The sequence below is a fragment of the Meiothermus sp. genome, from assembly GCF_025060375.1.
Classification (GTDB): domain Bacteria; phylum Deinococcota; class Deinococci; order Deinococcales; family Thermaceae; genus Meiothermus.
Genome location: NZ_JANXCG010000036.1, coordinates 1 through 22,394 on the forward strand (window position 1 = coordinate 1; position 22,394 = coordinate 22,394).

General features: G+C 65.0%; 20 protein-coding genes and 1 other RNA gene. 10 read left to right on the plus strand and 11 right to left on the minus strand.

Annotated elements, in window-relative coordinates; translation table 11 throughout:
- The 5 genes from NZ849_RS04370 to NZ849_RS04390 form a co-directional block, all read left to right on the plus strand.
- Window positions 1–224 (plus strand): winged helix-turn-helix domain-containing protein (locus tag NZ849_RS04370; RefSeq protein WP_295404613.1); only part of this gene is annotated, 224 nt, incomplete at its 5' end.
- Window positions 221–1,516, plus strand: a complete 1,296-nt coding sequence (locus NZ849_RS04375) for a HAMP domain-containing sensor histidine kinase (RefSeq protein WP_295404616.1) — start codon at window positions 221–223, stop codon at window positions 1,514–1,516. The genes NZ849_RS04370 and NZ849_RS04375, both read left to right, overlap by 4 nt.
- Window positions 1,517–1,520: 4 nt before the next feature.
- Window positions 1,521–1,829, plus strand: coding sequence for a helix-hairpin-helix domain-containing protein (locus NZ849_RS04380; RefSeq protein ID WP_295404619.1), 309 nt, complete (start codon window positions 1,521–1,523; stop codon window positions 1,827–1,829).
- A 104-nt stretch (window positions 1,830–1,933) separates the two neighbouring features.
- A complete protein-coding gene (gene secA / locus NZ849_RS04385) occupies window positions 1,934–4,939 on the plus strand; it encodes a preprotein translocase subunit SecA (RefSeq protein ID WP_295404622.1) in 3,006 nt (1,001 codons plus the stop codon).
- A gap of 2 nt (window positions 4,940–4,941) precedes the next feature.
- On the plus strand, window positions 4,942–5,808 hold the full coding sequence (locus NZ849_RS04390; protein WP_295404625.1) for a metallophosphoesterase: 867 nt from the start codon (window positions 4,942–4,944) through the stop codon (window positions 5,806–5,808).
- A gap of 123 nt (window positions 5,809–5,931) precedes the next feature.
- On the opposite strand, the gene NZ849_RS04395 is transcribed toward NZ849_RS04390, so the two are convergent.
- On the minus strand, window positions 5,932–7,011 hold the full coding sequence (locus NZ849_RS04395; RefSeq protein WP_295404629.1) for a prephenate dehydrogenase/arogenate dehydrogenase family protein: 1,080 nt from the start codon (window positions 7,009–7,011) through the stop codon (window positions 5,932–5,934).
- Window positions 7,012–7,550: 539 nt separating this feature from the next.
- On the opposite strand from NZ849_RS04395, the gene NZ849_RS04400 reads away from it, so the two are divergent.
- Window positions 7,551–7,961: a thiol-disulfide oxidoreductase DCC family protein gene (locus tag NZ849_RS04400; protein ID WP_295404632.1), complete on the plus strand. Its 411-nt coding sequence runs from the start codon at window positions 7,551–7,553 to the stop codon at window positions 7,959–7,961.
- Window positions 7,962–8,044: 83 nt separating this feature from the next.
- Here NZ849_RS04400 and NZ849_RS04405 read toward each other — a convergent pair whose 3' ends face one another.
- A complete protein-coding gene (locus tag NZ849_RS04405) occupies window positions 8,045–8,413 on the minus strand; it encodes a hotdog fold thioesterase (RefSeq protein WP_295404650.1) in 369 nt (122 codons plus the stop codon).
- Window positions 8,414–8,508: 95 nt separating this feature from the next.
- Between NZ849_RS04405 and ssrA the strand changes: the two genes are divergently transcribed.
- The 3 genes from ssrA (at window position 8,509) to NZ849_RS04420 (ending at window position 13,017) form a co-directional block, all read left to right on the plus strand.
- Window positions 8,509–8,853: a transfer-messenger RNA gene (gene ssrA / locus NZ849_RS04410) on the plus strand.
- 66 nt (window positions 8,854–8,919) lie between these two features.
- Entirely contained in the window at window positions 8,920–11,100 is a 2,181-nt protein-coding gene (locus tag NZ849_RS04415; protein WP_295404637.1) for a VWA domain-containing protein, read from the plus strand.
- 30 nt (window positions 11,101–11,130) lie between these two features.
- Window positions 11,131–13,017 (plus strand): S8 family serine peptidase, encoded by a 1,887-nt coding sequence (locus tag NZ849_RS04420; RefSeq protein WP_295404641.1) that lies wholly within the window; start codon window positions 11,131–11,133, stop codon window positions 13,015–13,017.
- 97 nt (window positions 13,018–13,114) lie between these two features.
- Here the strand turns inward: NZ849_RS04420 and NZ849_RS04425 are convergent, their stop codons facing one another.
- The 3 genes from NZ849_RS04425 to NZ849_RS04435 all read right to left on the minus strand — a co-directional run bounded on the left by NZ849_RS04425 (window position 13,115) and on the right by NZ849_RS04435 (window position 16,938).
- Window positions 13,115–15,856, minus strand: a complete 2,742-nt coding sequence (locus NZ849_RS04425; protein WP_295404644.1) for a DNA translocase FtsK — start codon at window positions 15,854–15,856, stop codon at window positions 13,115–13,117.
- 90 nt (window positions 15,857–15,946) lie between these two features.
- Window positions 15,947–16,435 (minus strand): OmpH family outer membrane protein, encoded by a 489-nt coding sequence (locus NZ849_RS04430; RefSeq protein WP_295386759.1) that lies wholly within the window; start codon window positions 16,433–16,435, stop codon window positions 15,947–15,949.
- 8 nt (window positions 16,436–16,443) lie between these two features.
- Window positions 16,444–16,938, minus strand: coding sequence for an OmpH family outer membrane protein (locus tag NZ849_RS04435; protein WP_295386756.1), 495 nt, complete (start codon window positions 16,936–16,938; stop codon window positions 16,444–16,446).
- 118 nt (window positions 16,939–17,056) lie between these two features.
- Here NZ849_RS04435 and NZ849_RS04440 point away from each other — a divergent pair, with 118 nt between their 5' ends.
- Window positions 17,057–17,491 (plus strand): hypothetical protein, encoded by a 435-nt coding sequence (locus NZ849_RS04440; RefSeq protein WP_295386753.1) that lies wholly within the window; start codon window positions 17,057–17,059, stop codon window positions 17,489–17,491.
- A 21-nt stretch (window positions 17,492–17,512) separates the two neighbouring features.
- Here NZ849_RS04440 and thrS read toward each other — a convergent pair whose 3' ends face one another.
- The 6 genes from thrS to NZ849_RS04470 form a co-directional block, all read right to left on the minus strand.
- Window positions 17,513–19,477: a threonine--tRNA ligase gene (gene thrS, locus NZ849_RS04445; RefSeq protein WP_295404647.1), complete on the minus strand. Its 1,965-nt coding sequence runs from the start codon at window positions 19,475–19,477 to the stop codon at window positions 17,513–17,515.
- A 176-nt stretch (window positions 19,478–19,653) separates the two neighbouring features.
- Window positions 19,654–20,073, minus strand: a complete 420-nt coding sequence (locus NZ849_RS04450) for an OsmC family protein (protein ID WP_295386747.1) — start codon at window positions 20,071–20,073, stop codon at window positions 19,654–19,656.
- A gap of 36 nt (window positions 20,074–20,109) precedes the next feature.
- On the minus strand, window positions 20,110–20,559 hold the full coding sequence (locus NZ849_RS04455; RefSeq protein ID WP_295386744.1) for a divergent PAP2 family protein: 450 nt from the start codon (window positions 20,557–20,559) through the stop codon (window positions 20,110–20,112).
- Window positions 20,560–20,578: 19 nt separating this feature from the next.
- Window positions 20,579–21,439 (minus strand): bifunctional methylenetetrahydrofolate dehydrogenase/methenyltetrahydrofolate cyclohydrolase FolD, encoded by an 861-nt coding sequence (gene folD, locus NZ849_RS04460; protein ID WP_295386741.1) that lies wholly within the window; start codon window positions 21,437–21,439, stop codon window positions 20,579–20,581.
- Between the two features lie 85 nt (window positions 21,440–21,524).
- Window positions 21,525–21,989: a transcription antitermination factor NusB gene (gene nusB, locus NZ849_RS04465; protein ID WP_295386738.1), complete on the minus strand. Its 465-nt coding sequence runs from the start codon at window positions 21,987–21,989 to the stop codon at window positions 21,525–21,527.
- Window positions 21,979–22,311 (minus strand): Asp23/Gls24 family envelope stress response protein, encoded by a 333-nt coding sequence (locus NZ849_RS04470; protein WP_295386735.1) that lies wholly within the window; start codon window positions 22,309–22,311, stop codon window positions 21,979–21,981. Before NZ849_RS04470 ends, nusB begins: the two co-directional genes overlap by 11 nt.
- Window positions 22,312–22,394 lie beyond the last annotated feature (83 nt).

The following is a 22,394-nucleotide window of genomic DNA, read 5'->3' on the forward strand; positions in this document are numbered from 1 at the left end:
TGGTGCGTCTCCGCGCTAAGGAGTACCAGGTACTGGAACTCTTCTTGCTCAGCCCAGGTCGGGTTTTCACCCGTGAGGAGATACTGGAGCGGGTCTGGGGACCGGGCTTTGAGTGCAGCTCCAACCTGGTGGAGGTTTACGTGAAGAACCTCAGACGGCGAATTCGCGAGAACTTGATTGAAACGGTACGGGGTCTAGGTTACCGCCTGGGTGAGCCCCTATGAAGTTGCGCACGCGGTTGGCTCTGCTGGCCTTCAGCCTGACCGCGGGGGGACTCGCTTTGGGGCTGGGGGGATTATATCTTCTGCTTCAGAGGCAGGCGCTGGCCCAAATGGACCAGGCGCTTGACTCGCTAGCCCATAGCCTGCTAAAGGCTGCCTTGGCGGACCCTAGGCACCATCTGCCCCCGGAGGTTGAGGATGAGCTTGCTCAGGAAGAGGGCGTCAGTTCAGCCCTTATCTATAAGGATGGAAGGCTCCTTTACGCCGGTGGAGCGCTGGATGTTCCTGAGCCTTTGGATGAGTCCGGGTTAAGAAGGGGGTGGGGAAGAGCCAGCGTGGACGGATGGCGGGTGCACACCCTCTCAGCCCAGGGGCTTACCGTGCAGGTGGCCCGGCCCTTGGCTCCCTTGCGAAATTCCCTTGTGCTCTACGTTGAATTAGCCGCCCCATTGGGGGCTTTGCTAGGGTTGATGGCAGGGGGTGTAGCCTGGTTTTGGGCAGGGCGGGCCTTGATGGACCTGGAGCGGCTTGCCCAGGCCACCAGGGGTTTCTCCGAGGGTGCTGGGGTGCCCTTGCTCCAGGGGCAGGACGAGGTAGCCGAACTGGCCCGTAGCTTTGCCGAGCTGTTGGGGCGGTTGCGGGAACAGCGGCGTTGGGAACAGCAGTTTTTGGCTTTTGCAGCCCACGAACTGCGCACGCCCATTGCTGCTTTCCGGGCTGGCCTGGAGACGGCGATGCTTCAGGGCGTGCTGGACTCTGCCCAGATAGCGCGATTGCACCGGCAGGCGCTGCGGCTCGAGCACCTGACCCAAAACCTGCTGGCCCTCTCGCGGGCTGAGGCGGGCGAGGTGAGGCCGCAGACCCTTGACCTAGCCGACCTGTTGCGGGAGGTCTACGACCGCTTTCAGCCGCTGGCTTTGGAGCGAGGCTTCGATCTTCGGTTGGAGGTCAATACGGCCTGGGTCTTCGCTGATCCAGGGCTGCTCGAGCAGGCTATAAGCAACCTCCTTTCCAATGCCCTTTGGCACGGCCGGCCTGGGGAGGTGGGCCTGTTCTGCGGCGTGGATGGGGAGGGGGCCTGGCTCGAGGTGACCAACGCCACCGCTACAGGGCAGAGGGTCCCTTCAGAAGGGCTGGGCCTTCGGGTGGTGCGGACGGTGGCCCAGAGCCTGGGGGGACGCTTTGAGCTGCGCCTGGGTTCCTTTGCTCAGGCCCGGCTGGTCCTGCCGCTTCAGCTTGGCTTCAGCCCTGTTTTGCAGGATGGGGCCGGTGGTCGGAAGGACCCCAGGAGGTGAGTGTATGAAAGCGTTCAAGCAGTCCTTGATTGCCCTGTTGGCCCTGGTTGCCCTGGCTGGAGGTGCGCTGGCCAACCCGGCCCCCACCCCAAGCGCTCATCCCACTGCCCAGAAAAGCACCCAAAAGATTGCCCCGGTTAACGTCAACACCGCGACCTTGGCCCAGCTCGAGACCCTTCCCGGGGTGGGCCCCAAGTTAGCTGCGCAGATCATCCAGCACCGCCCATACAAAAACGCTCAGGAGCTGCGGGCTAAGGTCAAAGGTATCGGCCCCAAACTCTGGGCTAGCATAAAGCCCTACGTGCGCTTCTAAGCGAAGCTTCCCCCCTTCCCACGGCCCGTTGGGCCGTGTTTTTTTGGTCGTTGGCTGGAACCCGCAGCCATTCTCATCCGAAAGGGGTAGAATCGCATTTGGTTATGCTGGCCTGGATTGGTAGACTGCTGGACAACAATGAGCGCAAGGTAGCCCGCTACTGGAAGACCGTGGTGGGGCCTGTGAACGCGCTCGAGGAAGAAGTCTCGCGCATCCAAGACCTTGCCGCGGAGTACGCGCGGTTGCGCGAGGCCCACAGGAATGGGGCCAGCCTAGAGGAGCTCCTGCCCCGCGTTTTTGCCCTTACCCGCGAGGCCTCCAAGCGCTATCTGGGGCTTCGCCACTACGACGTGCAGCTCATCGGGGGGGCGGTGCTGCACGAGGGCAAAATTGCTGAGATGAAGACCGGGGAAGGCAAGACCCTGGTGGCTACCTTGGCGGTGACCCTCAACGCCCTTGCCGGTAAGGGGGTGCACCTGGTCACGGTCAACGACTACTTGGCCCGGCGCGACGCGGAGTGGATGGGCCCGATTTACCGGGGGTTGGGCCTTACGGTGGGGGTAGTGCAGAACCACTCGAGCCCTGAGGAGCGCCGCAGGGCCTACCTTTGCGACGTGACCTACGTGACCAACAGCGAGCTCGGCTTTGACTACCTGCGCGACAACATGGCGGTTACCCCCGAGCAGCTCGTCTTGCGCCACGATACCCCTCTGCACTACGCCATCATCGACGAGGTGGACTCCATTCTGGTGGACGAAGCCCGCACCCCCCTCATCATCAGCGGCCCGGCGGAAAAGGCCACCGACATGTACTACCGCATGGCCGAGATTGCCAGAAAGCTCGAGCGGGGGGAAAAACCCCCAGTGGGCAGCAAGGCTGAGCCCACGGGGGACTATATCGTTGAAGAAAAGCAAAAAGCGGTCCACCTTACCCTCCGCGGCATTGCCAAGGCGGAGAAGCTCCTGGGTGTGGAGGGGCTTTTCAACACCGAGAACATGGAGCTGGCTCACATGCTTATCCAGGCCATCCGGGCCAAGGAGCTCTATTTCCGCGACCGGGAGTACATCGTCCAAGATGGACAGGTCATCATTGTGGACGAGTTCACCGGCCGCCTGCAGCCGGGCCGTCGCTTTGGTGAGGGGCTGCACCAGGCCATCGAGGCCAAGGAAGGGGTCAGGATTGAGCGAGAGAACCAGACCCTGGCCACCATCACCTACCAAAACTTCTTCCGCCTGTTTGAGAAGACTGCCGGGATGACCGGCACCGCCAAGACCGAGGAGAAGGAGTTTCAGGAAATCTACGGGATGGATGTGGTGAGCATCCCCACCAACCGGCCGGTGATTCGCAAGGACTACCCCGATGTGGTCTACCGCACCGAGAGGGGAAAGTTCTTTGCGGTGGTGGAGGAGATTGCTGAGAAGTACGAAAGGGGCCAGCCGGTTCTGGTGGGCACCATTTCGGTGGAGAAGTCCGAGCGGCTTTCGGCCATGCTTAAGGATGTCCGCCACTTCCTGCCACGGCTGGAGGCGCGTGCTCAGCTGCTTTTGAAGGCGCTTGAGAAGCAGTCCGGCGAGGAGTGGGATAAGCTCAAGAAGACCCTGGGGCGCCCGGGGAACCTGAGGGAGGCTGATTTGGAGGCCTATGAGCCTCTCATACCGCCTAAAGGGAACATCCGCACCTACTGGGAGTACCTAAAGCGGGCCGTACACACCGCCGAGCTTATCCGGAAGGGCATACCTCACCAGGTCCTGAACGCCAAGTACCACGAGAAGGAGTCGGAGATCGTGGCCCAGGCCGGGCGGAGCAAAACCGTGACCATTGCTACCAACATGGCCGGGCGGGGTACCGACATCAAGCTGGGGGGAAATGCGGAGTACTTGGCCGCCGACCTTCTGCGCAAGGAGGGGCTGGAGCCTCGCTCAGAGTGGCGCATAGAGCTTTTCATCAAGAAGCTTGTTCAGGGCGAGGAAGAAGAGGCCCTCAAGCTGGCTGCTGAGATTGGGGTTCGTCCAGCGGTGATAGATGAGATACGCCGCTTGCGCGATACCTGCGCCGCCGACGAGGTGCGGGTCAAGGAGCTGGGGGGGCTTCACATCATCGGTACCGAGCGCCACGAGTCGCGCCGGATTGACAACCAGCTCCGGGGCCGTTCGGGTCGGCAGGGTGACCCGGGCAGTAGCCGCTTCTATGTTTCCTTCGACGACGACCTGATGCGGCTGTTCGCCTCCGAGCGGGTTATCGCCATGCTGGACCGGATGGGCTTTGACGACTCCGAGCCCATTGAGAACCAGATGGTGACCCGCTCCATCGAGCGGGCACAAAAGCGCGTTGAGGACCGCAACTTTGACGTTCGCAAGCAGCTTCTTCGCTTGGATGAGGTGATGGCCCGCCAGCGGGAGGTGGTCTATACCCAGCGGCGCAACGTGCTTTTGGGCAGCGACGAGGTGGTGCGCGAGGGCGCTTTGGCGATGATCGAGGACACCGTGGACGGGGTAGCCTCGAACTACCTCAACCCCCAGCAGCACCCCGAGGATTGGGACCTGGAGGGCCTGCGGGCGAGCCTCCTTGACTACATCCCATCCCTGCGAGAATTTGATTTTGAGGGCTTGCGCAAGCTCAAGGCCGAAGAGGGGGTTGAGAAGCTGGTAGAAGCCGCCAGGGCCGCCTACGAGGCCCGTGAGGCTGAGCTCAACGCCCAAGGGCCGGGGCTGGCTCGGGCGGTGGAGCGCTTTGTAACCCTGCAAGTGGTGGACAACGCCTGGAAAGAGCACCTGCACAACATGGACGTGCTCAAGCAGGGCATTTTTCTGCGCGGATACGGCCAGCGCGACCCCTTCCAGGAGTACAAGCTCGAGGGCACCCGCTTCTTCAACGAGATGATCGCCAGCATCAAAAGCGAGGTGACCCGGTTCCTCTTCCGCCTCCAGGTGGAGGTGAACCGCCAGCCCGTCCCAGCACCGGTTGCCCCAGAGGTGGAACGTGGAGCGCCCTTGCCTCCCTCTGACCCCTTCACCGTGCGCCGTTCGCCTCGCTCCTCGGCCTATGCTGGGCTGAGCCGGGCAGAGCGGCGGCGTTTGGAGCGTGAGGAGCGCAAGAAGAACAAGGGCTAACGATGTTCTCCCGCCGCCGGCTGCTCGCCCTTTTGGGGTTAGGCGCAGGGGGGGTAGGGCTGGTCTGGGCTCGAGAGTGGGCCTGCCGCTTTGAAGTCAACCGGCACCGGTGGGTTTTGTCGGGCCTGGAGAGGCCGCTTCGGGTGGTGCAGATGAGTGACCTGCACTACGGGGCTCTGGTGCCCGCAGGGGCGGTGCGCGCCTGGGTGGCGGCGGCCAACGGGCAAAACCCGGACTTGGTGGTGATCACCGGTGACCTGGTGGATGCAGGGGTGCGCCTACCGGGCCTGGGCATGCTGTACCGGGCGGCAACCCCGGGCCTCGAGGGCCTGCTCGAGGCGCTGGGCCAGCTCCGCGCCCCATTGGGGGTCTACGCTGTTTGGGGCAATCACGACAACAGCCTGCCTGAGATAAAGAGCCGACTGGCAAAGGAGCTACCTCGCTATGGGGTGGAGCCCCTTTCCAACCGGGGGCTTTGGGTGCGGGACGACCTGTACCTGAGTGGGGTGGACGACTACTGGGCCGGGGAGGCTGACCCCAAGGCGGCGCTGGCAGGGTACCGGCCAGGCCGGGCCAGCCTGGCCCTAGCCCACAACCCCGACTACTGGGATTTCTACTACGGCTTTCCGGTTTCCCTGGTGCTGAGCGGCCACACCCATGGGGGGCAGGTCTACCTACCGGGCCTGGGGGCGCCTTGGACCCCCTCCTACTACGGGCAGAGTTACCTAGGGGGGTTTTACAGCCCCGGTTACAGCCCGGGTTCTCCCCCGGTGCACGGGTTTGTCTCGCGTGGACTGGGGGTTACGCTCCTGCCCCTGCGGGTAAACGCCCCGGCCGAGCTGGTGGTTTTTGATTTTGTCCCAGGATGATGGGGCTTGGGGGCCTTGGCCGCTGTCCTGGTGCTGTTGGGTGTGGATTTTCAGCTGGAGCGCGGAGTTTGCTGTGTGGCGGTAGAGCGGGTCCAGGGGCTGGTCCGGATGCCGCTGGGCTGTTCAGCGCACCCGGTAGCCGATGCCCTGCAGGATCTGCCGCGCCTGTTCGCGCTCCTCCTCGGTGGCGAAGCCCATGCGGATGGCTCCCCCTTCGTCGCGGATGGCCAGCACCTCGAATTGCTTGATGTTGATGCCGGCCTCACCCAAAGCGGTGGAGACCCGAGCGATCTGCCCTGGCCGGTCGGGTACCTGCACCACCAGTTCATGCATGCTGGGCAACAGGCTGCGCTTGACGATGGGCAGCGCGTCGCGGGTGCGCTTGGCCTCCTGGGCCACCTCGAGCAGGGCGTCGGGCTGCTCGAGGAGGCTTTCCAGCTCCAAAAGTACCCCCCGCAGCTCCTCTGCCGCCTCCTTCAGGGCCTCCTTGTTGGCCACCACCATATCCCGGCTCATGCGCGGGGAGCCTGAAGCTACCCGGGTTAGGTCGCGAAAGCCTCCTGCGGCTAGGAACATCAGCAGTTCCTGGTGGGGGTCCTGGGCCACCAGCCGATTGAGGCTCACCGCCAGCAGGTAGGGGAGATGGGAGACTCGGGCCACCAGCCGGTCGTGCAGCGCCGGGGGGATTACCAGGGGGTAGGCCCCCAGGTTTTCCACCAACGCCCGCACCTGCCCTAGGGCCTCAGGAGGGGTCTTCTCGTCCGGGCTGATGACCCAGACCGCGTTCTGCAGGAGGCCGGCGTGGGCTGCCTCCACCCCGGCCTTTTCGCTACCAGCCATGGGGTGGGTGCCCACGAAGTTGGGCAGAACCCCGCTCAGGGCCGTCACCACCGGACCCTTCACGCTGCCCACGTCCATCCAAAGGCTCTTTGGGTTGGCGTACCGGGCAAGCCGCCTGCCCTCCTCTACCAGGACCCCTACCGGAGCGGCGAGCACGCCTAGCTCGAGCTCCCCCACCCAGGCCCCGGGGGCGGTATGCACCTGGTCCACCACCTGCAGGGCTAGAGCGTCCTCCAGGGCCTTGGGGTCAGGGTCGTAGGCGTGCACCTCCTCCGCTAAGAAGCGCTCGCGCAGGCCTAGGGCTACGCTGCCGCCCAGCAGACCTATGCCGAAGATGCCAACCTTGCTGAAGAGGGGTTTCATCATACGCGTTTCACCTGCTCAGCCACCGCGAGGGTCCGGTAGCCCACTTCCTCCGGGCCTGCACCGCGTTTGAGCACAATTGGCATGTTTCCTCCCTCGCAAAAAAACTTCCGGGGGTTTTGTCCCCGGAAGCTTGTCTGCGAAAAACCGCTAGGCCAGCCCCACGGGGACCGCGGGCCAATAGGAGTACCCGAAGGAGCGGGTCTGGCCGGGCTTTCCTCGGTGGGCCTGCATACGCCGTGAGTCTATAGGCCCCCTTCGGGCTTTGTCAACAGAGCACCCTCCGGGCGATCTTAGAGGATTGCGAGCAGTGGGGCGTTGGAGCTGGACCGGCGCTCTGCGCCGCTTGCCCCTGGCGGTTGGGGCACAGGGTTGGTTTCGCGGGGATGTCCAGTCGGAGGGCAAGCTGAGCTGTGGCTCCCGGCACCCGATACCTTTCTGCGCGGCTGGCGCTTTCCCGTGAGGGGCCCAGAGCGCACCGCAGGGCAATCGCTACCTGGGCGCTACCCCTTGGGCAGGCCCTGGTCTAGGCTGAAGGTATGAAGGCCCCTGTCATCGTGCTCTTCGACGGGGTGTGTAACCTGTGCAACGGGGTGGTGCGCTTCATCATCCGCCGCGACCCCGAGGGTTGTTTCCGCTTCGCCGCGCAGCAGTCCGAGGTGGGCCAGGCCTTGCTCGAGCGCTACGGGATTCCACAACACCAGGCCTTGGCCGATAGCGTGGTGGTGATTGCGGAGGGGAGGGCCTTCCTTGACTCCGACGCCGCCTTGGAGATTCTGCGCCGCTTGAGGGGGTGCGGCTGGCTCTACGTCCTGCGCCACCTGCCCAAGCCCCTGAGGGACGGGCTTTACCGGCTGGTGGCGCGAAACCGCTACCGCCTCTTCGGCCGGCGGACAAGCTGCGCAGTGCCCACGCCCGAGCTGCGGGCGCGGTTCTTGGAGGAGGGGTAGAGCGTGGGTCTTTCGGCCCAGACCGCCCTCGTCGGCAGCCCCTCATGACCCACGCCCACGGTGCTGCGGGGGCTCGAGGGGGTTTAGGTAGACCCGCGCAGGGGGGTGATGGCCAGGGTGCACCGGGAGACGCAGACCAGCCGACCAGCCTCGTCCCGGATCTCAATGCTCCAGACCGCGGTGGTGCGGCCAGAGTGAAGGGGTGTTCCGGTGGCGATGACCTTGCCCGTTTGGACAGGACGCAGGTGGTTGGCGTTGATCTCCATTCCAAAGCTGGTGTACCCCTCAGGGGCTCCCAGGTAGGCCCCGATGCTGGCCACGGTCTCGGCCAGGGCCACCGAGGCCCCCCCGTGCAGGTAGCCGAAGGGTTGGTGAAGCCTGGGGGTTACCTCCATCGCGGCCACCACCTTTTGGGGGCTCGCCTCTAAAATCTCTATGCCCAGGGTTTTCATGAGGGTCTCACGCTCGAGCTGGGTAGGGTTTAGCTTCACGCTGATTAGCATACCTTGATAAAGAGGGGAAGACCTGATAGAATGAAACTTCGCCCGGGGGCGTACTGGATTCGACAGGGACGCTTGAGGGCAGTACGGCGTGCCGAGGTAGCCCATGGCCTCGTAAAAATGGGCAAAGCCATAACTGGCAACAAGACCTACGCTCTCGCTGCCTAAGCAGCGACGCCCCTCAGAAGCCCAGCCGATGGCGTGCTGAGCGGGCGACCCAAAGTCGGCTAGCCTGCGGCAAGGCCCCGTAGCCAAAGGCGAAGTTCATCGGGGCTGGGCCTAGGCCCGCTGTTGGTGGCGTAAGCCTGGGCAAGACGCAAGCACCAACTACGCACGTAGATGTCTGCCCGATGGGTCTTTGGACGGGAGTTCGAGCCTCCCCGCCTCCACCAGAAGCCGCCTTGGAGGGCGGCTATTGTTTTTTCCCGCTCTAATTCCCAAGGCCCCATAATGGGGTTGTGCTCTTTGGCTTGCGCGTAGGGGTGGTGGTCCTTCTGCTGCTGGCCGCTTTGGGGCCTGCTCTGCCGCTGAGGCCGGTGCGCACGGTGGTCCTCCTGGACCAGAGCCCTTCAGCCCGGGAGGCGGTCTGGAGGGTGGCACCTGAGCTGAACCTCAGCGGGGCCCGCTACGTGGCCTTTGCCAGCGGAGCGGTTCTGGTGGCTGCGCCCACCGCGCGGCGTCTTGACCTGGGGGAGGGTACCCGTCTACAGGAGGCCCTGAGGCAGGCCCTGGAGCTGAACCCTGATCAGATTGTGCTGGTTTCGGATGGCCTCTTCCAGGATAACCCCCTGCCCCCGCCGGTACCGCTTTACGGCCTCTACCAGCCCCCCAGCCCCAACCTTTCCCTGGCGCTGGTAGGGCCGACGCTGCCTTTGCGGGGGGAGATGGTGGAGGTGCGGGCGGTGTTGGAGGCCACCGCACCGGTGCGGGCCCGGATTGTCCTCGAGGGGCCGGCTGGCCGGCTCGAGCGGGAGCTTTCCCTGGAGCCCGGGCGGCGTAGCCTGGGCTACCGCTTTTCCCTGGAGGGGCCCAGCGCGGTCTCGGCCTGGGTGGAGAGCCCGCTGGGCCGGGAGGAGGCGCGGCTCGAGCTGACCCCCGCCGACACCACCCGGGTCTGGGTGCTGGGGGATGCTGCCCTGGCCCGCTATCTGGAGGCCCAGGGTTTCGCAGTGGAGGAGCGCAAGGAGATCACCCTTCCCATCCAGGCGGAGGTGGTGGCCCTGGGGGTGGGGGCGAGGGACCTCTCGCCGGCTGAGCTGGACGCTTTGGGGAGTTTCCTGCAACAGGGGGGCAGCCTGCTTTGGACCGCTACCCCCGGGGGGCTATTCTTCGGGGGCTGGGAACGCAGTAGCCTGGCCGATAGCCTGCCCATAGAACCGATGGAGGAGCCGGGTGGGGTGGGGATTGTGCTGGTGTTGGATGTTTCCGGGAGCATGCTCGAGGCCGATAAGCTGGGTTTGGCGGTGGTGGGGGCCTTGGAGCTGGTCCGTTCGGCCAGGCCGCAGGACTACATTGGGGTGGTGGTCTTCTCCGACCGGCCCCGCTGGCTCTTCCGGCCCCGCCCCATGACCGAGCAGGGGCGCAAGGAGGCCGAAAGCCTGCTGCTCTCCGTGCAGGCGGGTGGCGGAACCATGATCCGCCGGGCCTACCTGGAGGCGCTGGACGCCCTGGAAGGGGTGCCCACCGACTCCAAGCAAGTCCTCGCCCTCACCGACGGGCTGGCCGCCGATGTGACCCCCGACCTCTTCGATGCGGCCCGCAACGCTAGCCCGAAAATCAAGACCAGCACGGTGGCCATTGGGGCCGACGCCGACCGTCAGTTCCTGCGGGAACTGGCCCGGGCCGGCGGGGGTACTTTTTGGGATGTGCCCAGCCCCCAAGACCTTCCCCGTTTCTTCCTGGAGGAGGCCCAGCGGACCTTTCGCCGCGAGGCGTTGGAGGGTCGCTTTCCGGTGGCGGTGGGTTTTCATCCGATTGCTCGAGGGCTGAGTCCGCCCCCCCTCTCGGTGCTGTTGCCGGCCAAGGCCAAGCCCTGGGCCCAGGCGGTGCTGACGAGCGGGGAGGGGGTGGTGCTGGCGGTGGGGGAGAGCGGCCGGGGGCGGGTGGCGGCTCTAGCCACCGACCTCTCGCGTTCCTGGAAGGGCTGGGAGGGCGCCTCGAGCCTAATGGGGGAGCTCCTGCGCTGGCTTGCCCAGACCCCGGCCCGCCCCCGGGTGCAAGCGGTGCGGGAGCCTGGAGCGGTGCGGGTGGTCCTGGAGGGGCAGTTTGAGCGCCCAAGGCTCCGGGCCGGAGGCCTGGAGCAACCCTTGGCACCCGTTGGCCCCCTGCGCTACGAGGCCCGCTTGCCGGAGGGGGCGTTGGGGGAGGCGGTAGTCTTGGAGAATGAGCGGCCCCGCTTGCGTCTAGCACTGCCTAGCCTGCCTGAGTGGCGGCTGGAGGATGGCCGGGAGAACCTAAAGCGCCTCTCGGAGGCCAGCGGAGGCCGTCTTTTGACCGATGTATCGGAGCTTAGGCGCCTCCCTCAGCGGAAGAACCTTGACCTGCGGGAGCTCCTTCTTGCCCTAGCCCTGCTGATGTTCCTGCTCGAGCGTTACCTGGAGCACCGCCGGATGCGGCCTTCTCGGGTTGAAGCGGCTTGACTCTGCTCTCCAGGGGGGTAGCCTGGAGCTGTGCGTGTCCTGTGGGTGACCCTTCTGCCCCTGTGCGCGGCCTGTGCTTCCTTGGGGGCTGCCCCCTCCATTCCTCGCGAAGTGGTGATGGAAGGAACCCGGGGCTCTTTCGCGCTGCGGGTTGGCTCGAACGTGGCTTGGCGGTTGGACTCCCTAGATAGCTGGCTTTCGGTTAGCCCGTCCCAGGGGGTTGGTCCCCGCACGGTGGAGCTCAGGGCCCACTTTGAAGGGGAGACGGACGACCAGGCCGAGTACCTCGGGGGCCTGCTCCTCTCGGGGGATGTGCATGGGAGCATTGCGGTGCGCCTGTCGTTGGTGCGGGTAGTGGGCCGGGTAGAGGAGGCGGGGGTGCCTCAGGCCCAGGGGACTGGGGGGCTGTCCAGCAGGGAGGTGCGTTCCCAGGCCACAGCGACAGGGCGGCCCGAGGTTTTGGTCAAGTACCGCGCCGACCTTCGGCAGGTGGTTCTGCCCCAGGGAAGCCGGCTTCTCTCCCACGACCGCATCAGCCGCATTGCCCGCCTGCAGGCCGACCGGCCGGAGGCCCTCCTGGAGCGCTTACGGCTTGACCCCAGGGTGGAGTGGGCCGAGATCAACGGCAGTGTGCAGGTCCTTGGGGAGCCCACCGACCAGTACTATCCTGAGCAGTGGCACCTGCGCAGCACGGGTGCGCGTTTTACCTACCTTCAGACCTACAGCAGACCGGTTACCGTGGCTGTCGTGGACACCGGGGTGCGCTACGACCACCCCGACCTGTCAGGACGGCTCTGGGGGCCAGGGGAGGGGGCCTACGACTTTGTGGGCGACTCTGCAGACCCCAACAACCCTTGCGGCAGCCCCCTTCCTGGGGGGGTGGGCGACCCTGACCCCACCGACCCTTGCGACCAAGGTTTTCCCAGCGGTGGAAGCCATGGGACCCACGTGACCGGTATCATCGTCGCCAACAGCGGGAACTTCCTCCCGCCCTGCCCCACCTGCTCTGCCTCGGGGGTGGTGGGGATGGCCTACAACGCCCCCGTGAAGGTGTTGCCCTTACGGGTGCTGGATACCCTGGGGAACGGCACCTTTGAGAGCGTGGCCTTGGCGGTGCGCTACGCCGCGGGAATACCGGTCGAACGGGGGGGGCAGGTGCTGGTTAACCCCCAGCCTGCCCAGGTCATCAACCTCTCGTTGGGTTCCACGGTCTATTCCAACGCCATGTGTGAGGCGGTTGCGGATGCGGTGGCTCGAGGGGTGCTGGTGGTGGCCGCGGCGGGTAACTACCAGCAGCAACGTCCTGGGGCTTTGGTCTACCCTGCAGCCTGTCCCGGGGCCATTGCAGTGGCCGCTACCGACCGGAACCACCGGGTGGCCCCCTACAGCCAGCAGAACAGCTCGGTGAGCATTGCCGCGCCGGGAGGCGCTCCAGGAGGGGGTATTCTCTCCACCACCTGGGACTACACCACCGGCCTCCCCAACTACAGCTTCTACATGGGCACCTCCCAGGCTGCCCCCCAGGTGGCCGCGGCGCTGGCCATGCTGCTGTCTTCAGCCAAGGTCCAGACCGGCTTGGAGGCTTGGGAACGGCTTTGGACCACTGCGACCGACCTCGGCCCGGAAGGTCGGGACGATGCTTACGGTTATGGCCTTCTGAACCTTCCTGGGGCGTTTGCCTGGACGTTGCCCAAGGGGGGGTTTGCCTTGAGTTTCGACGGTCCCGGTCCGAGGCGGGTCTCCGCTCCAAACGGGTTTTTTGAGCTGTATCTGGTGCCGGGCCAATACCGGCTGAAGGCCTGCCGCGACGATTCCGGAAACGGCCTGTGCGACCCTGGGGAGCCCGTGCTCGAGCGCCAGCTGCAGGTGAACGGCAGGGGTACCTTTGACCTAGGCACCCTGCGGGTAGGGCCGTAGCGGGTTGCACCGCCCCTTTGGGGTAGACCGGAAGGGTTGCCCCACCCAGAGACTGCCGGTCAGCCGCGGGCCAACCCCTCGGGATTCCTGGAGAGGTCTACTCCCCAAAGTAGTCCGGAAGTTGGTCGCGGGTGATCAGCACCTCCCGGGGCTTGCTGCCCTGGTGGGGCCCCACAATGCCCATGGCCTCGAGCGCATCCACCAGCTTGCCGGCCCGGGCATGGCCCACCGAGAGCCGCCGCTGGAGCCTCGATACCGAGGCGTAGCCCTCCTCAATCACGATTTCGGCAGCTCTTTTGAGCAAGGGGTCGCCAAAGTCAATCTCGCCGCCCCCCCCACCCCCAACCGGGTGGGGGAGGCCCTCAAAGTCGGGGCCGTACTGGGCCGCAAAGGTATCCTCGAAGCTCTGCTCGCGGAGAAAACCGGCGATGCGGTGCACCTCGGCCTCGGAGAGGAAAGGCCCCTGCAGGCGCACTGGCTTGGGCAGGCCCGGCTGGTGGAAGAGCAGGTCGCCCTGCCCCACCAGCCGCTCGGCCCCATAGGTATCGAGGATGGTGCGGGAGTCGAAGCCCGACGAGACCGCGAAGGCCATGCGGGCCGGGATGTTGACCTTGATGAGGGAGGTCAGGATGTCCACCGAGGGGCGCTGGGTGGCCAGTATCAGGTGCATCCCGGTCGCGCGGGCCATCTGGGCCAGGCGCAGGATGGCCTGCTCAACTTCCTTGGGGGCGGTGATCATCAGGTCGGCCAGCTCGTCAATCACGATCACCAGGTAGGGCAGGGTGGGGTCGCCAGCGGCCCGCATCTTCTGGTTGAACTGCTCGAGGTTCCGGGCCCCCACCTGGCTCATCATCTTGTAGCGCCGCTCCATGTGGGCCACCGCGCCCAGCAACACCCCGGCGGCATCGGCGGGGTTGGTGACCACCGGGCGCACCAGGTGGGGGATGCCTTCGTAGGGGGTGAGCTCGACCATCTTGGGGTCAATCATCAAGAGGCGCAGCTCGGTGGGCAGGTACTTGAAGAGCAGGCTGACGATCAGGGTATTCACCGCTACCGACTTGCCCGAACCCGTAGACCCGGCAATCAGGAGGTGGGGCATTTTGGCCAGGTCGCGCACCCAGACCTCGCCGTCGATGCTCTTGCCCAACACGATGGGCAGGGTGTCCTTGGTGCGGGCAAAGGCAGTGGACTGAATGGCTTCACTGAAGCGCACCAGCTCGCGCTCGGCGTTGGGCACCTCGAGGCCAATCACGCTCTTACCCGGGATGGGCGCCTCAATGCGCACCGAGCCCGCGGCCAGGGCCAGGGCTAGGTCGTTGTGCAGGTTTTGCACGCGGCTGATTTTTTCCCCGGGGGCGGGCTCGAGTTCAAAGCGGGTGACCGTGGGGCCCCGCGACCAGCCCACCACCCGAGCCTCCACCCCATGATGGGCCAGGGTGGTGTTGATGAGCTCGGCTTGGCGTCGGGTGATGAGCTCCAGGGCCCTAGGGTCGTGCCGGGGAGGCTCGGGAGGGTCGAGCAGCTCGAGGCTGGGAAGCCGCAGTGCGGTGGTCGGCCTTGGGGTCTGGGGAAGGCTTTTGGGGGCCTCGGCCTTGGGGGTGCTGCGGGCGATCTCTGCTCCTTTGGGCTCGGGGAAGACGAAGTCAAAGTCCAGCACAGGCTCTTGGGGGGTGGGGGCTCGAGCAGTGGCCACCTCGAAGGCCGGAGGTTCGCTGCCGAGGCCCTTTTCCAGGAGGACCCGCAGCCCAGCCGGGTGGGCCTCCTTTGGGGCTGCCCCTACCCACTCGGCCCAGCGGAGCCAGCCGTCCACCCGGCGCTCCAGGTCCTGGAGCAGCTCCTCAACGTTCTGCCACTCCAGGAGGCGCTTCCGGTGACCCTCCTGAACCTCCAGCAGAACCCGCACGGCAACGGGCCCTTTTAGGGTCCGTCCGGCTTGCTCGGCCTGGCGGGTGAGGTTCTGGGCCTTTTCCAGTAGAGCGCCGATCTCCAGCACCAAGGCCGTGCGCCGCTCCTCCAGGGCCTGGGCCAGCCCTTCTCCCGGAAGGGGGGCGGCCAGCGCAGCGGCCAGACGCTCGAGCCGGGCCGGGATGGGTTTGGCCTCCGAGGCAAGCTTGCTTGCCAGCTCCCGCACCCGCTCCGCGCGGAAATCCGAGAGCAGCTTGTCCAGGCCGTGAAGCCCCTCCTCGTCGGAGGGGTGTCGCTGGAAGCGCAGCAGCTCGTCTTGCAGGGCGCTTAGGGCCCTGTGCTCGGGGTAGCGCTCAGCCAGCGCCCTAACCTCCCGCAACAGCCGGGAAGCCCGCTGGGAGAGCCGATAGGCCCACAGGAGCCGCCGCCCGGCCAGCGCCACCCGCCGCAGGCTCCTGCCAAGCAGGAAGCCAGGTCGCTTCCGTAGGGCTAGGTCGGCCACCAGGCTTAGGGTCAGGAGGGGAATGGCAAGACCCAGGCTCCCCAGGCTGTTGGTCAGAAGGCTGTGGAGCCAAGCCCCCAGAGCCCCGCCCAGGTGGGGGTTGGCGTGGGCCGCTAGGGGCAGAGTGAGAAGCCCACCCGCCAATCCCAGGGCGGTGGCGCGAAGAAATTCCCTCATGGGTCTTCCCAAGATCAGCCAGAGCCCCAGCACGGCCACCCAGGGCGGCAGGAGCCAGGCTAGATAGCCCAGGTTGCCCAGCAGGAGGCGTTGCAGAAAGCTGCCCAACTGCCCCGCCAGATTGGCGCCAAAGTAGACCGCAGCAGCCAGCAGCAACGCAAGCCCCAGCACGATTAGCGAGAGCGCCTCGAGGTCCCGCCGCTCCTCCCTCTGAGCCTGGCTTGTTTTCCCCTCTTTGGTTTTTCCCTTCGCCATCGGTTACGATTGTAACACGTGGGCTCAATGGCTGGCCCAGACGGAAAAAACCGGCGGGGGAGGGGCCCCCGCACTGGACTAGGGCTTGGCTTACTTGGGCAGGGCCTTGATGACCGCGTCGGTGATCTCTAGCTCCTCCGCCGCGTAGACCACCAGGCCGCTTGTGGCCGCTACCTTTTTGTCCAGGATGATAGCGAAGCCTTGTTGCTGGGCAATGCGGGCAATTACCCTATCAATCTCTTCTGTGATGGGCTTTAGGGCCGTGTTGGCCCGCTCGGTCCACTTCTTCCCCGCTTCCTGCAGGCTCTGCGCGGCGATGCGGTAGTCCTGCTGCTCCTTGGCGGTGGCGTTCCCAGCGCGGATTTTGGCCTCTAGGGCCTGGATTTGGTCGCGGATGGGCTTGAGCTCCCGCTCAGCCTGGTTGCGGATGTCCTGCACCTTTTTGAAGTCCTTGTGGGCCTGAACCACCTTTTCGGCATCTATGTAGCCCACCCGGGTGGGGGTGGGGCGGTTTTGGGCCATGAGGGTGCCCCCTAGAAGGAGAAAGGCCGCCATTGCCAGGATTGTCCAGTTCCTCATAATTCTCCTTAGCGTTTGGTCAGACCCGCCAGCACAGCCGGCGTCAGGTCTAGCTCGCTCGAGGCGTACACCACCAACCCGCTTTGTGCCGCGATCCCCTGATCAAATACCAGACCGAACCCTTGCTGCTGAGCAACACGGACCAAGACCTGTCCTACCTCTTGAGTGATGGGCGATAGGGCGATGTTTTGCCTTTCAGCCCACTTCTGGCTGGTTTGCTGGAGTTTTTCTTGTATGGCGCGATAGGCTTGCTGGTCTTCTTGGCTAGGGTTGCCGAGGAAGACCTTGCTCTCTAGGGTCTGCAGCTGCTCTTGTAGCGGCTTGAGCTCGGCCTGGGCCTGGGCCTGAATCTCGCGAATCCAGCTAAACCCGGGGTGGGCCTCCACCGCTGCTTGGAGGTTGAGGTAGCCGATTTTCTCGGCGGGGGCGCGGTCTTGCGCCATGAGCAGGCTGCTCAGGAGGAGGCCTGCCAGCGAAGGCGCAAGCAGGGGGAAGCGCTTCATACGCGCCTACTGTAAGGGCTGGGCCTTAGCGTAGCGTGAGAGCGCGACCTCTGGCATTTTAGGCCTATCTGGGCTATGGTGTCGCCCGTTGGGGTGAAGCACCCCAGGAGGTGAAGCGATGAAACGTGCCCTTGTTTTCGTCCTCTTGTTGTTGACCATGGCCTCCATCGGGTTGGCCCAGCGGGCCTTCCAGCTCAGGGTCTCCGTGCCCAACCCAAGCCTTGGCTTGGGTCTGGAAGCCGGCCTTCAGCGCGACCTGGTGGCCCTTATCTACGGGGATGTGGTGTTTTCGGGTCCCCGTTTTTTGGTTGGCGGTGAGGTGCTGTTCAAGCCCGATCTGGGCCAGTTTGACCGCGACCTGCGGGGGATCAAGCCCTACTTTGGGGGTGGGCTGGGTCTCAACCTGCCCAGCGCCGAGTTCGCCCTGACCCTGAGCGCGGGTGTGGAGTTTGCCCTTGACCGCGATACGGGGTTGTTCGTAGGGGGGCAGAGCCTTTTCCCCTTCAACGGCTCTTCCTACGGCCGGCTTTTGTTTGGGGCTGTGCTCCGCTAGAGCTTGGGGGTGGCGGGTCGCCTATCGCCTCTCCACGACCCGCCGCCGCATCTCCGCGACCAGCTCGGCCAGCTCGAGGGTCCGCTGCTCGGCCACGTGACGCTCCCGCAGATTGACGGTGCCTGCTGCGGCCTCCTTGTCCCCTACCACCAGGATGAGGGGGATTTTCTGTAGTTCAGCGTCGCGTACCTTGGCGTTCATGCGCTCAGGTCGGGTGTCTGCCTCGGCCCGGAAACCTTCGGCCTTGAGGGTTTGGGTGACCTGCAGGGCGTAGGGATGATGCCGGTCAGCGATGGGCACCACCACCGCCTGCACCGGGGCCAGCCACAGGGGAAAGTCGCCCCCGAAGTGTTCTATTAGGATGCCGATGAAGCGTTCCAGCGAGCCGAAGGGGGCTCGGTGGATCATTACAGGGCGGTGCTCGGCCCCGTCTGGGCCCGTGTAGGTAAGCCCGAAGCGCTCGGGAAGGTTGTAGTCCACCTGGATGGTGCCGAGCTGCCACTCCCGGCCCAGCACATCCCTAACCACGAAGTCGAGCTTGGGCCCATAGAAGGCCGCATCCCCTGGCTCAATGCTGTAGCGCAGACCGGCCTCCTCGCAAGCCTGAATGATTTGCCCCTCAGCGGCGTTCCAGACCTCCTCAGCACCCACGTACTTATCGGAGCCGGGTTCCCGTACGCCAACCCGGGCTCGGTAGCTGCCAAGCCCCAGCGTGGTGAAGACCTTCAGCACCAGGTCGAGCACTCCCAAAAACTCGTCCTTGACCTGCTCTGGGGTACAGAAGATGTGGGCGTCGTCTTGGGTGAAGCCGCGCACCCGGGTCAGGCCGTTGAGTTCGCCGGAGAGTTCGTAGCGGTAGACCGTGCCGAACTCGGCCAGGCGCAGCGGCAGCTCGCGGTAGGAACGGGGCTTGTGGGCGTAGATTCGGATGTGATGGGGGCAGTTCATGGGCTTGAGCATGTACTGCTCGTTCTCGTTCCGCTCGCCCAGGTCCATGAGGGGGAACTGGCTGTCGGCGTAGTAGGGGAAGTGCCCGCTGGTCTTGTAAAGCTCCACGCTCCCGATGTGGGGGGTGGCAACCAACTGGTAGCCTCGGCGGAGTTGCTCCTCGCGCATGAAGGCGATAAGCTCCTCCCGCAGCACGTTGCCCTTGGGAAGCCAGATGGGCAACCCCTTGCCTACCAGAGGGTCGAGGAGGAAGAGCTCGAGCTCCCGGCCCAGTTTGCGGTGGTCCCGTCTTCTGGCTTCCTCCTGTTGCCATAGGTAATTTTCCAGCTCCTCTTTGGTGCGGAAGGCGATGCCGTAAACCCTCTGCAGCATGGGCCTGCTGGCGTCCCCCCGCCAGTAGGCTCCGGCAATACCGGTGAGCCTGAAGTAGGGGGGAATGCGCCCTGTGCTGGGCACGTGGGGTCCTCGGCAGAGGTCGGTGAAGCCATAGTTTTCGTCGCCTTGTTGGTAGAAGCTGATCTCCTCCCCTTCGGGAAGGTCCTGGATGAGCTCGGTTTTGTAGGGGTCTATGTCCCGGTAGCGGGCCAGGGCCTCTTCCCTTGAGAGCACGAAGCGTCTTAGGGGGAGGTCGTCGGCCACAATGCGATGCATCTTCCTCTCCACGACCGGTAGGTCTTCCTCTCGTAGGGGGATGGGGGCCTCCAGGTCGTAGTAGAACCCGTTTTCAATCACTGGTCCGATGGCCAGCTTCACGTCCTCAGGTCTGAAGCCGCGCTCGGCGTAGAGCTCCCGCACGGCCTGGGCCAGCACGTGGGCCAGGGTGTGGCGGAAAAGCTCTGCGTACTCGGGGTCTTTTTCGGTTAGGATGCGCACCGAGGCCCCGTCTGGAAGGGGTTTTAGAAGGTCGTAGAGCTCGCCGTTTACGATGGCCCCTACCGCTGCCCTGGCCAGGCCAGGGCCGATGGAGCGGGCTACGTCGAGGGCGGTGGCCCCAGGGAAGAGCTCCAGGTTTCGTCCGTCGGGCAGCACTGCGTTCATACGCACCTCAAAAAAAACCCCGGCCCCAGCAGGCTGGGCCGGGAGAACCCCGCTGGGTTTAGGGGTTCTCCCCAGCTTTGGAGGTCTGCCAGAGGCCCATTCCGCTAAAAGTCTACGGCTTGCTGGGAAGGGGCGTCAAACCCGGCCGGGGGCTGGGCGGCCGAGGGAGGGGTGCTCTAGACCAGCTTGGCTTCCAGGGTCACCTCTGGGACGGCGGCCAGGGCCTTGGAGATGGGGCACTTGGCCTTGGCTTCCTCAGCCAGCTCGAGGAATCGCTCCAGGGCTATGCCGGGCACCTTAGCGGTCAGGACGAGCTCAATTTTCGTAATCGTGGGCCCCTCGCCTAAGTGCACCCGCGCTGTGACGCTGAGCTCCTCAGGGGGCGTGTTGTGGTTGGTGAGGAGTGCAGAGAGGTACATGGCATAGCAGCCCGCATGAGCCGCGCCCACCAGCTCCTCGGGGTTGGTCCCTGCGGCATCGGCAAAACGGGAAGCCCAGGTGTAGGGCCCCTCGTAGACTCCGCTTTCCAGCTTCAGGTGCCCTTGGCCCTCCTTCAAGCTACCCTTCCAGACTGCGCTGGCAGAACGTACAGGCATAATCGGCTCCCTTCCCCTACCATCATGCCAGGTTGCTTAGAAGAAAGCAAAGCTGGCCAAGGCAAAGAGAATCCCCAGCAAAGCCCCTACTGCGACCTCGAGGTAGGTGTGCCCTAGAAGCTCCTTCAGGGGTTCAGGTTTGGGGCCTTGCTGAAAGACCGCGCGAAACTCCTCAAACAGGTCGTTCAAACGCTGAGCGTGCAACCCGGCTGCGCGGCGGATGCCGGTGGCGTCGTACATCACGATAATCGCCAGCACCACCGCGATGGCGAAGTAGGCACTGTCCAACCCCTCGGTGAGGCCTACACCGGTAGCCAGGGCGGCCACCGTGGCTGAGTGGGAGCTCGGCATGCCCCCCGTTTCGGCCAGCCGTTCCCACTGCCAGCGCTTCTCAACCCAATAGTAGATGAAGAGTTTTATGAGCTGGGCCAGCGCGCTGGCCAGGACGGCTGTCCAAAGCACCTGGTTGCTCAGCAACTCGTGCATAGGCCGCGTCAGCCTGATTCTAACCTGCGCGTTCGCCGCGCCGCCAAAGGGCGGCTTTTACGGTGTTGTAAAGCAGCATGGCTACCGTCATGGGGCCTACCCCACCGGGCACTGGGCTCAGCGCGGAAGCTACCTCGGCCACCCTGGGGTCTACGTCCCCTACCAGGATGTCGCGGCCCCTTTCGTCCTGCCCCACTCGGTTGATTCCCACATCCACCACCACCGCCCCGGGCCGCACCATCTCAGGGGTGATCAGCCCTGGCCTGCCCACTGCCGCCACCAGCACCTCCGCGCGGCGGCAGACCTCGGCTAGGTTCTGGGTGCGGGAGTGGGCTAGGGTTACGGTGGCGTTCTCCCTGAGGAGAAGGGCGGCCAGTGGCTTGCCTACCAGGTTGCTCCGGCCTACTATCACCGCGTTCTTCCCCGCTAGGGGAATCCCGTAATGTTTCAACAGCCGCACCACGCCTGCAGGGGTGCAGGATTCGAGCGCCTCCAGGCCCATCCAGATCCGTCCGGCGTTCAACGGGGTAAGTCCGTCCACGTCCTTTTTGGGATCAATCGCCTCCAGCACCGTGTTGAAGTCCACCTGGGGGGGGAGCGGCGACTGCACCAGGATGCCATCCACCTCAGGGTCTTGGTTCAACCGGGCGATGTGGGCCAGCAGGTCTTCCTGCGGGGTGGATGCGGGGAACACGTCCACCTGGCTGGATAGGCCCAGCCGTCGGGCCTGGCGGTCTTTCAGGCGCACATAGGCCACGGAGGCGGGGTCTTCTCCGAGCCGCACCACCCGCAGGTGGGGCGTGTAGGGCAACCGGTTCAGAAGAGCTCGGAGCTCCTCGTAGACGGCTTCTGCTGCTGGGGGACCGGCGAGCTTTAGCATACTGGACCTCAAAGTTGGCGCACGGGTAGATAACCCTGGGGCAGCAACCCTCGTGTTCGGGCTCCGGTGTGAAGGGGGTTGGTTCTCAGCCCCGCTCGAGCTTGGAGGCGGCCTGTAGCTCACCTGCTTCAATCCGGCGGTGGAGGCGGGCCAACACCCCATTGACAAAGCGGCCGGAGTCCTCCCCACCGTAGCGCTTGGCGATCTTTACGGCTACCTCGATGAGGGGAGGGTAGGGGGTAGGCTCAAAGAGCATTTCGTAGGTGGCCAGCCGCAGCACCGAGAGGTCGGTCTGGGCCATCTGGCCGAAGCTCCAGCCCTCGATGGTAGACCTGAGCGCTTCATCTACCACCGCTTGCTGGGCCTGGTAGCCCCGCACCAACCGGTCGGCAAAGGCCAGGCTCTCGGCGTCCAGGGGCTCTGCCTCGAGCTCGGCCTCCTCGGTGGTTTGGGCCTCGAGCGCGTGTTGCCAGGCCTCCTCGAGGGGCACCCCTCCCACCGCGTGCTCAAAGAGCACCTTGAAGGCTAGCTCCCGCGCCTTACGCCGCATGGGTCTCCTTGTACTCCACCGCCACCACCGTTACGTTTACAGCCCTTACCCTAAGCCCCGTGGAAGCGGTGATGGCTTCCGCTACCGCCCGCTGGGCCTCCTTAGCCGACTCGATGAGCGAGCGGCCGTAGTCCACCGACAGATTCAGGTCTACCGTCAGGGTATCCCCTTCTCGCTCAATCCGTACTGGGCGGGTGCGTCGGGAAAGCACCTCCCCCACGCTCCTTGCTCCCCCTGGGGCCAGCCTGATTCCCTTCTGCTCCTCCAGGGCCAGCGCGACCAGGCTCACCAGGGCCGACTCGGATAGGTCGTAGTCCACCATACCTGATAGTTTACAGCCGCACCGGAGCCATCCCCTGGAGAAACGGAAGGCTTCGCCGCTCAACGCTCGCTAAAACCGGTGGC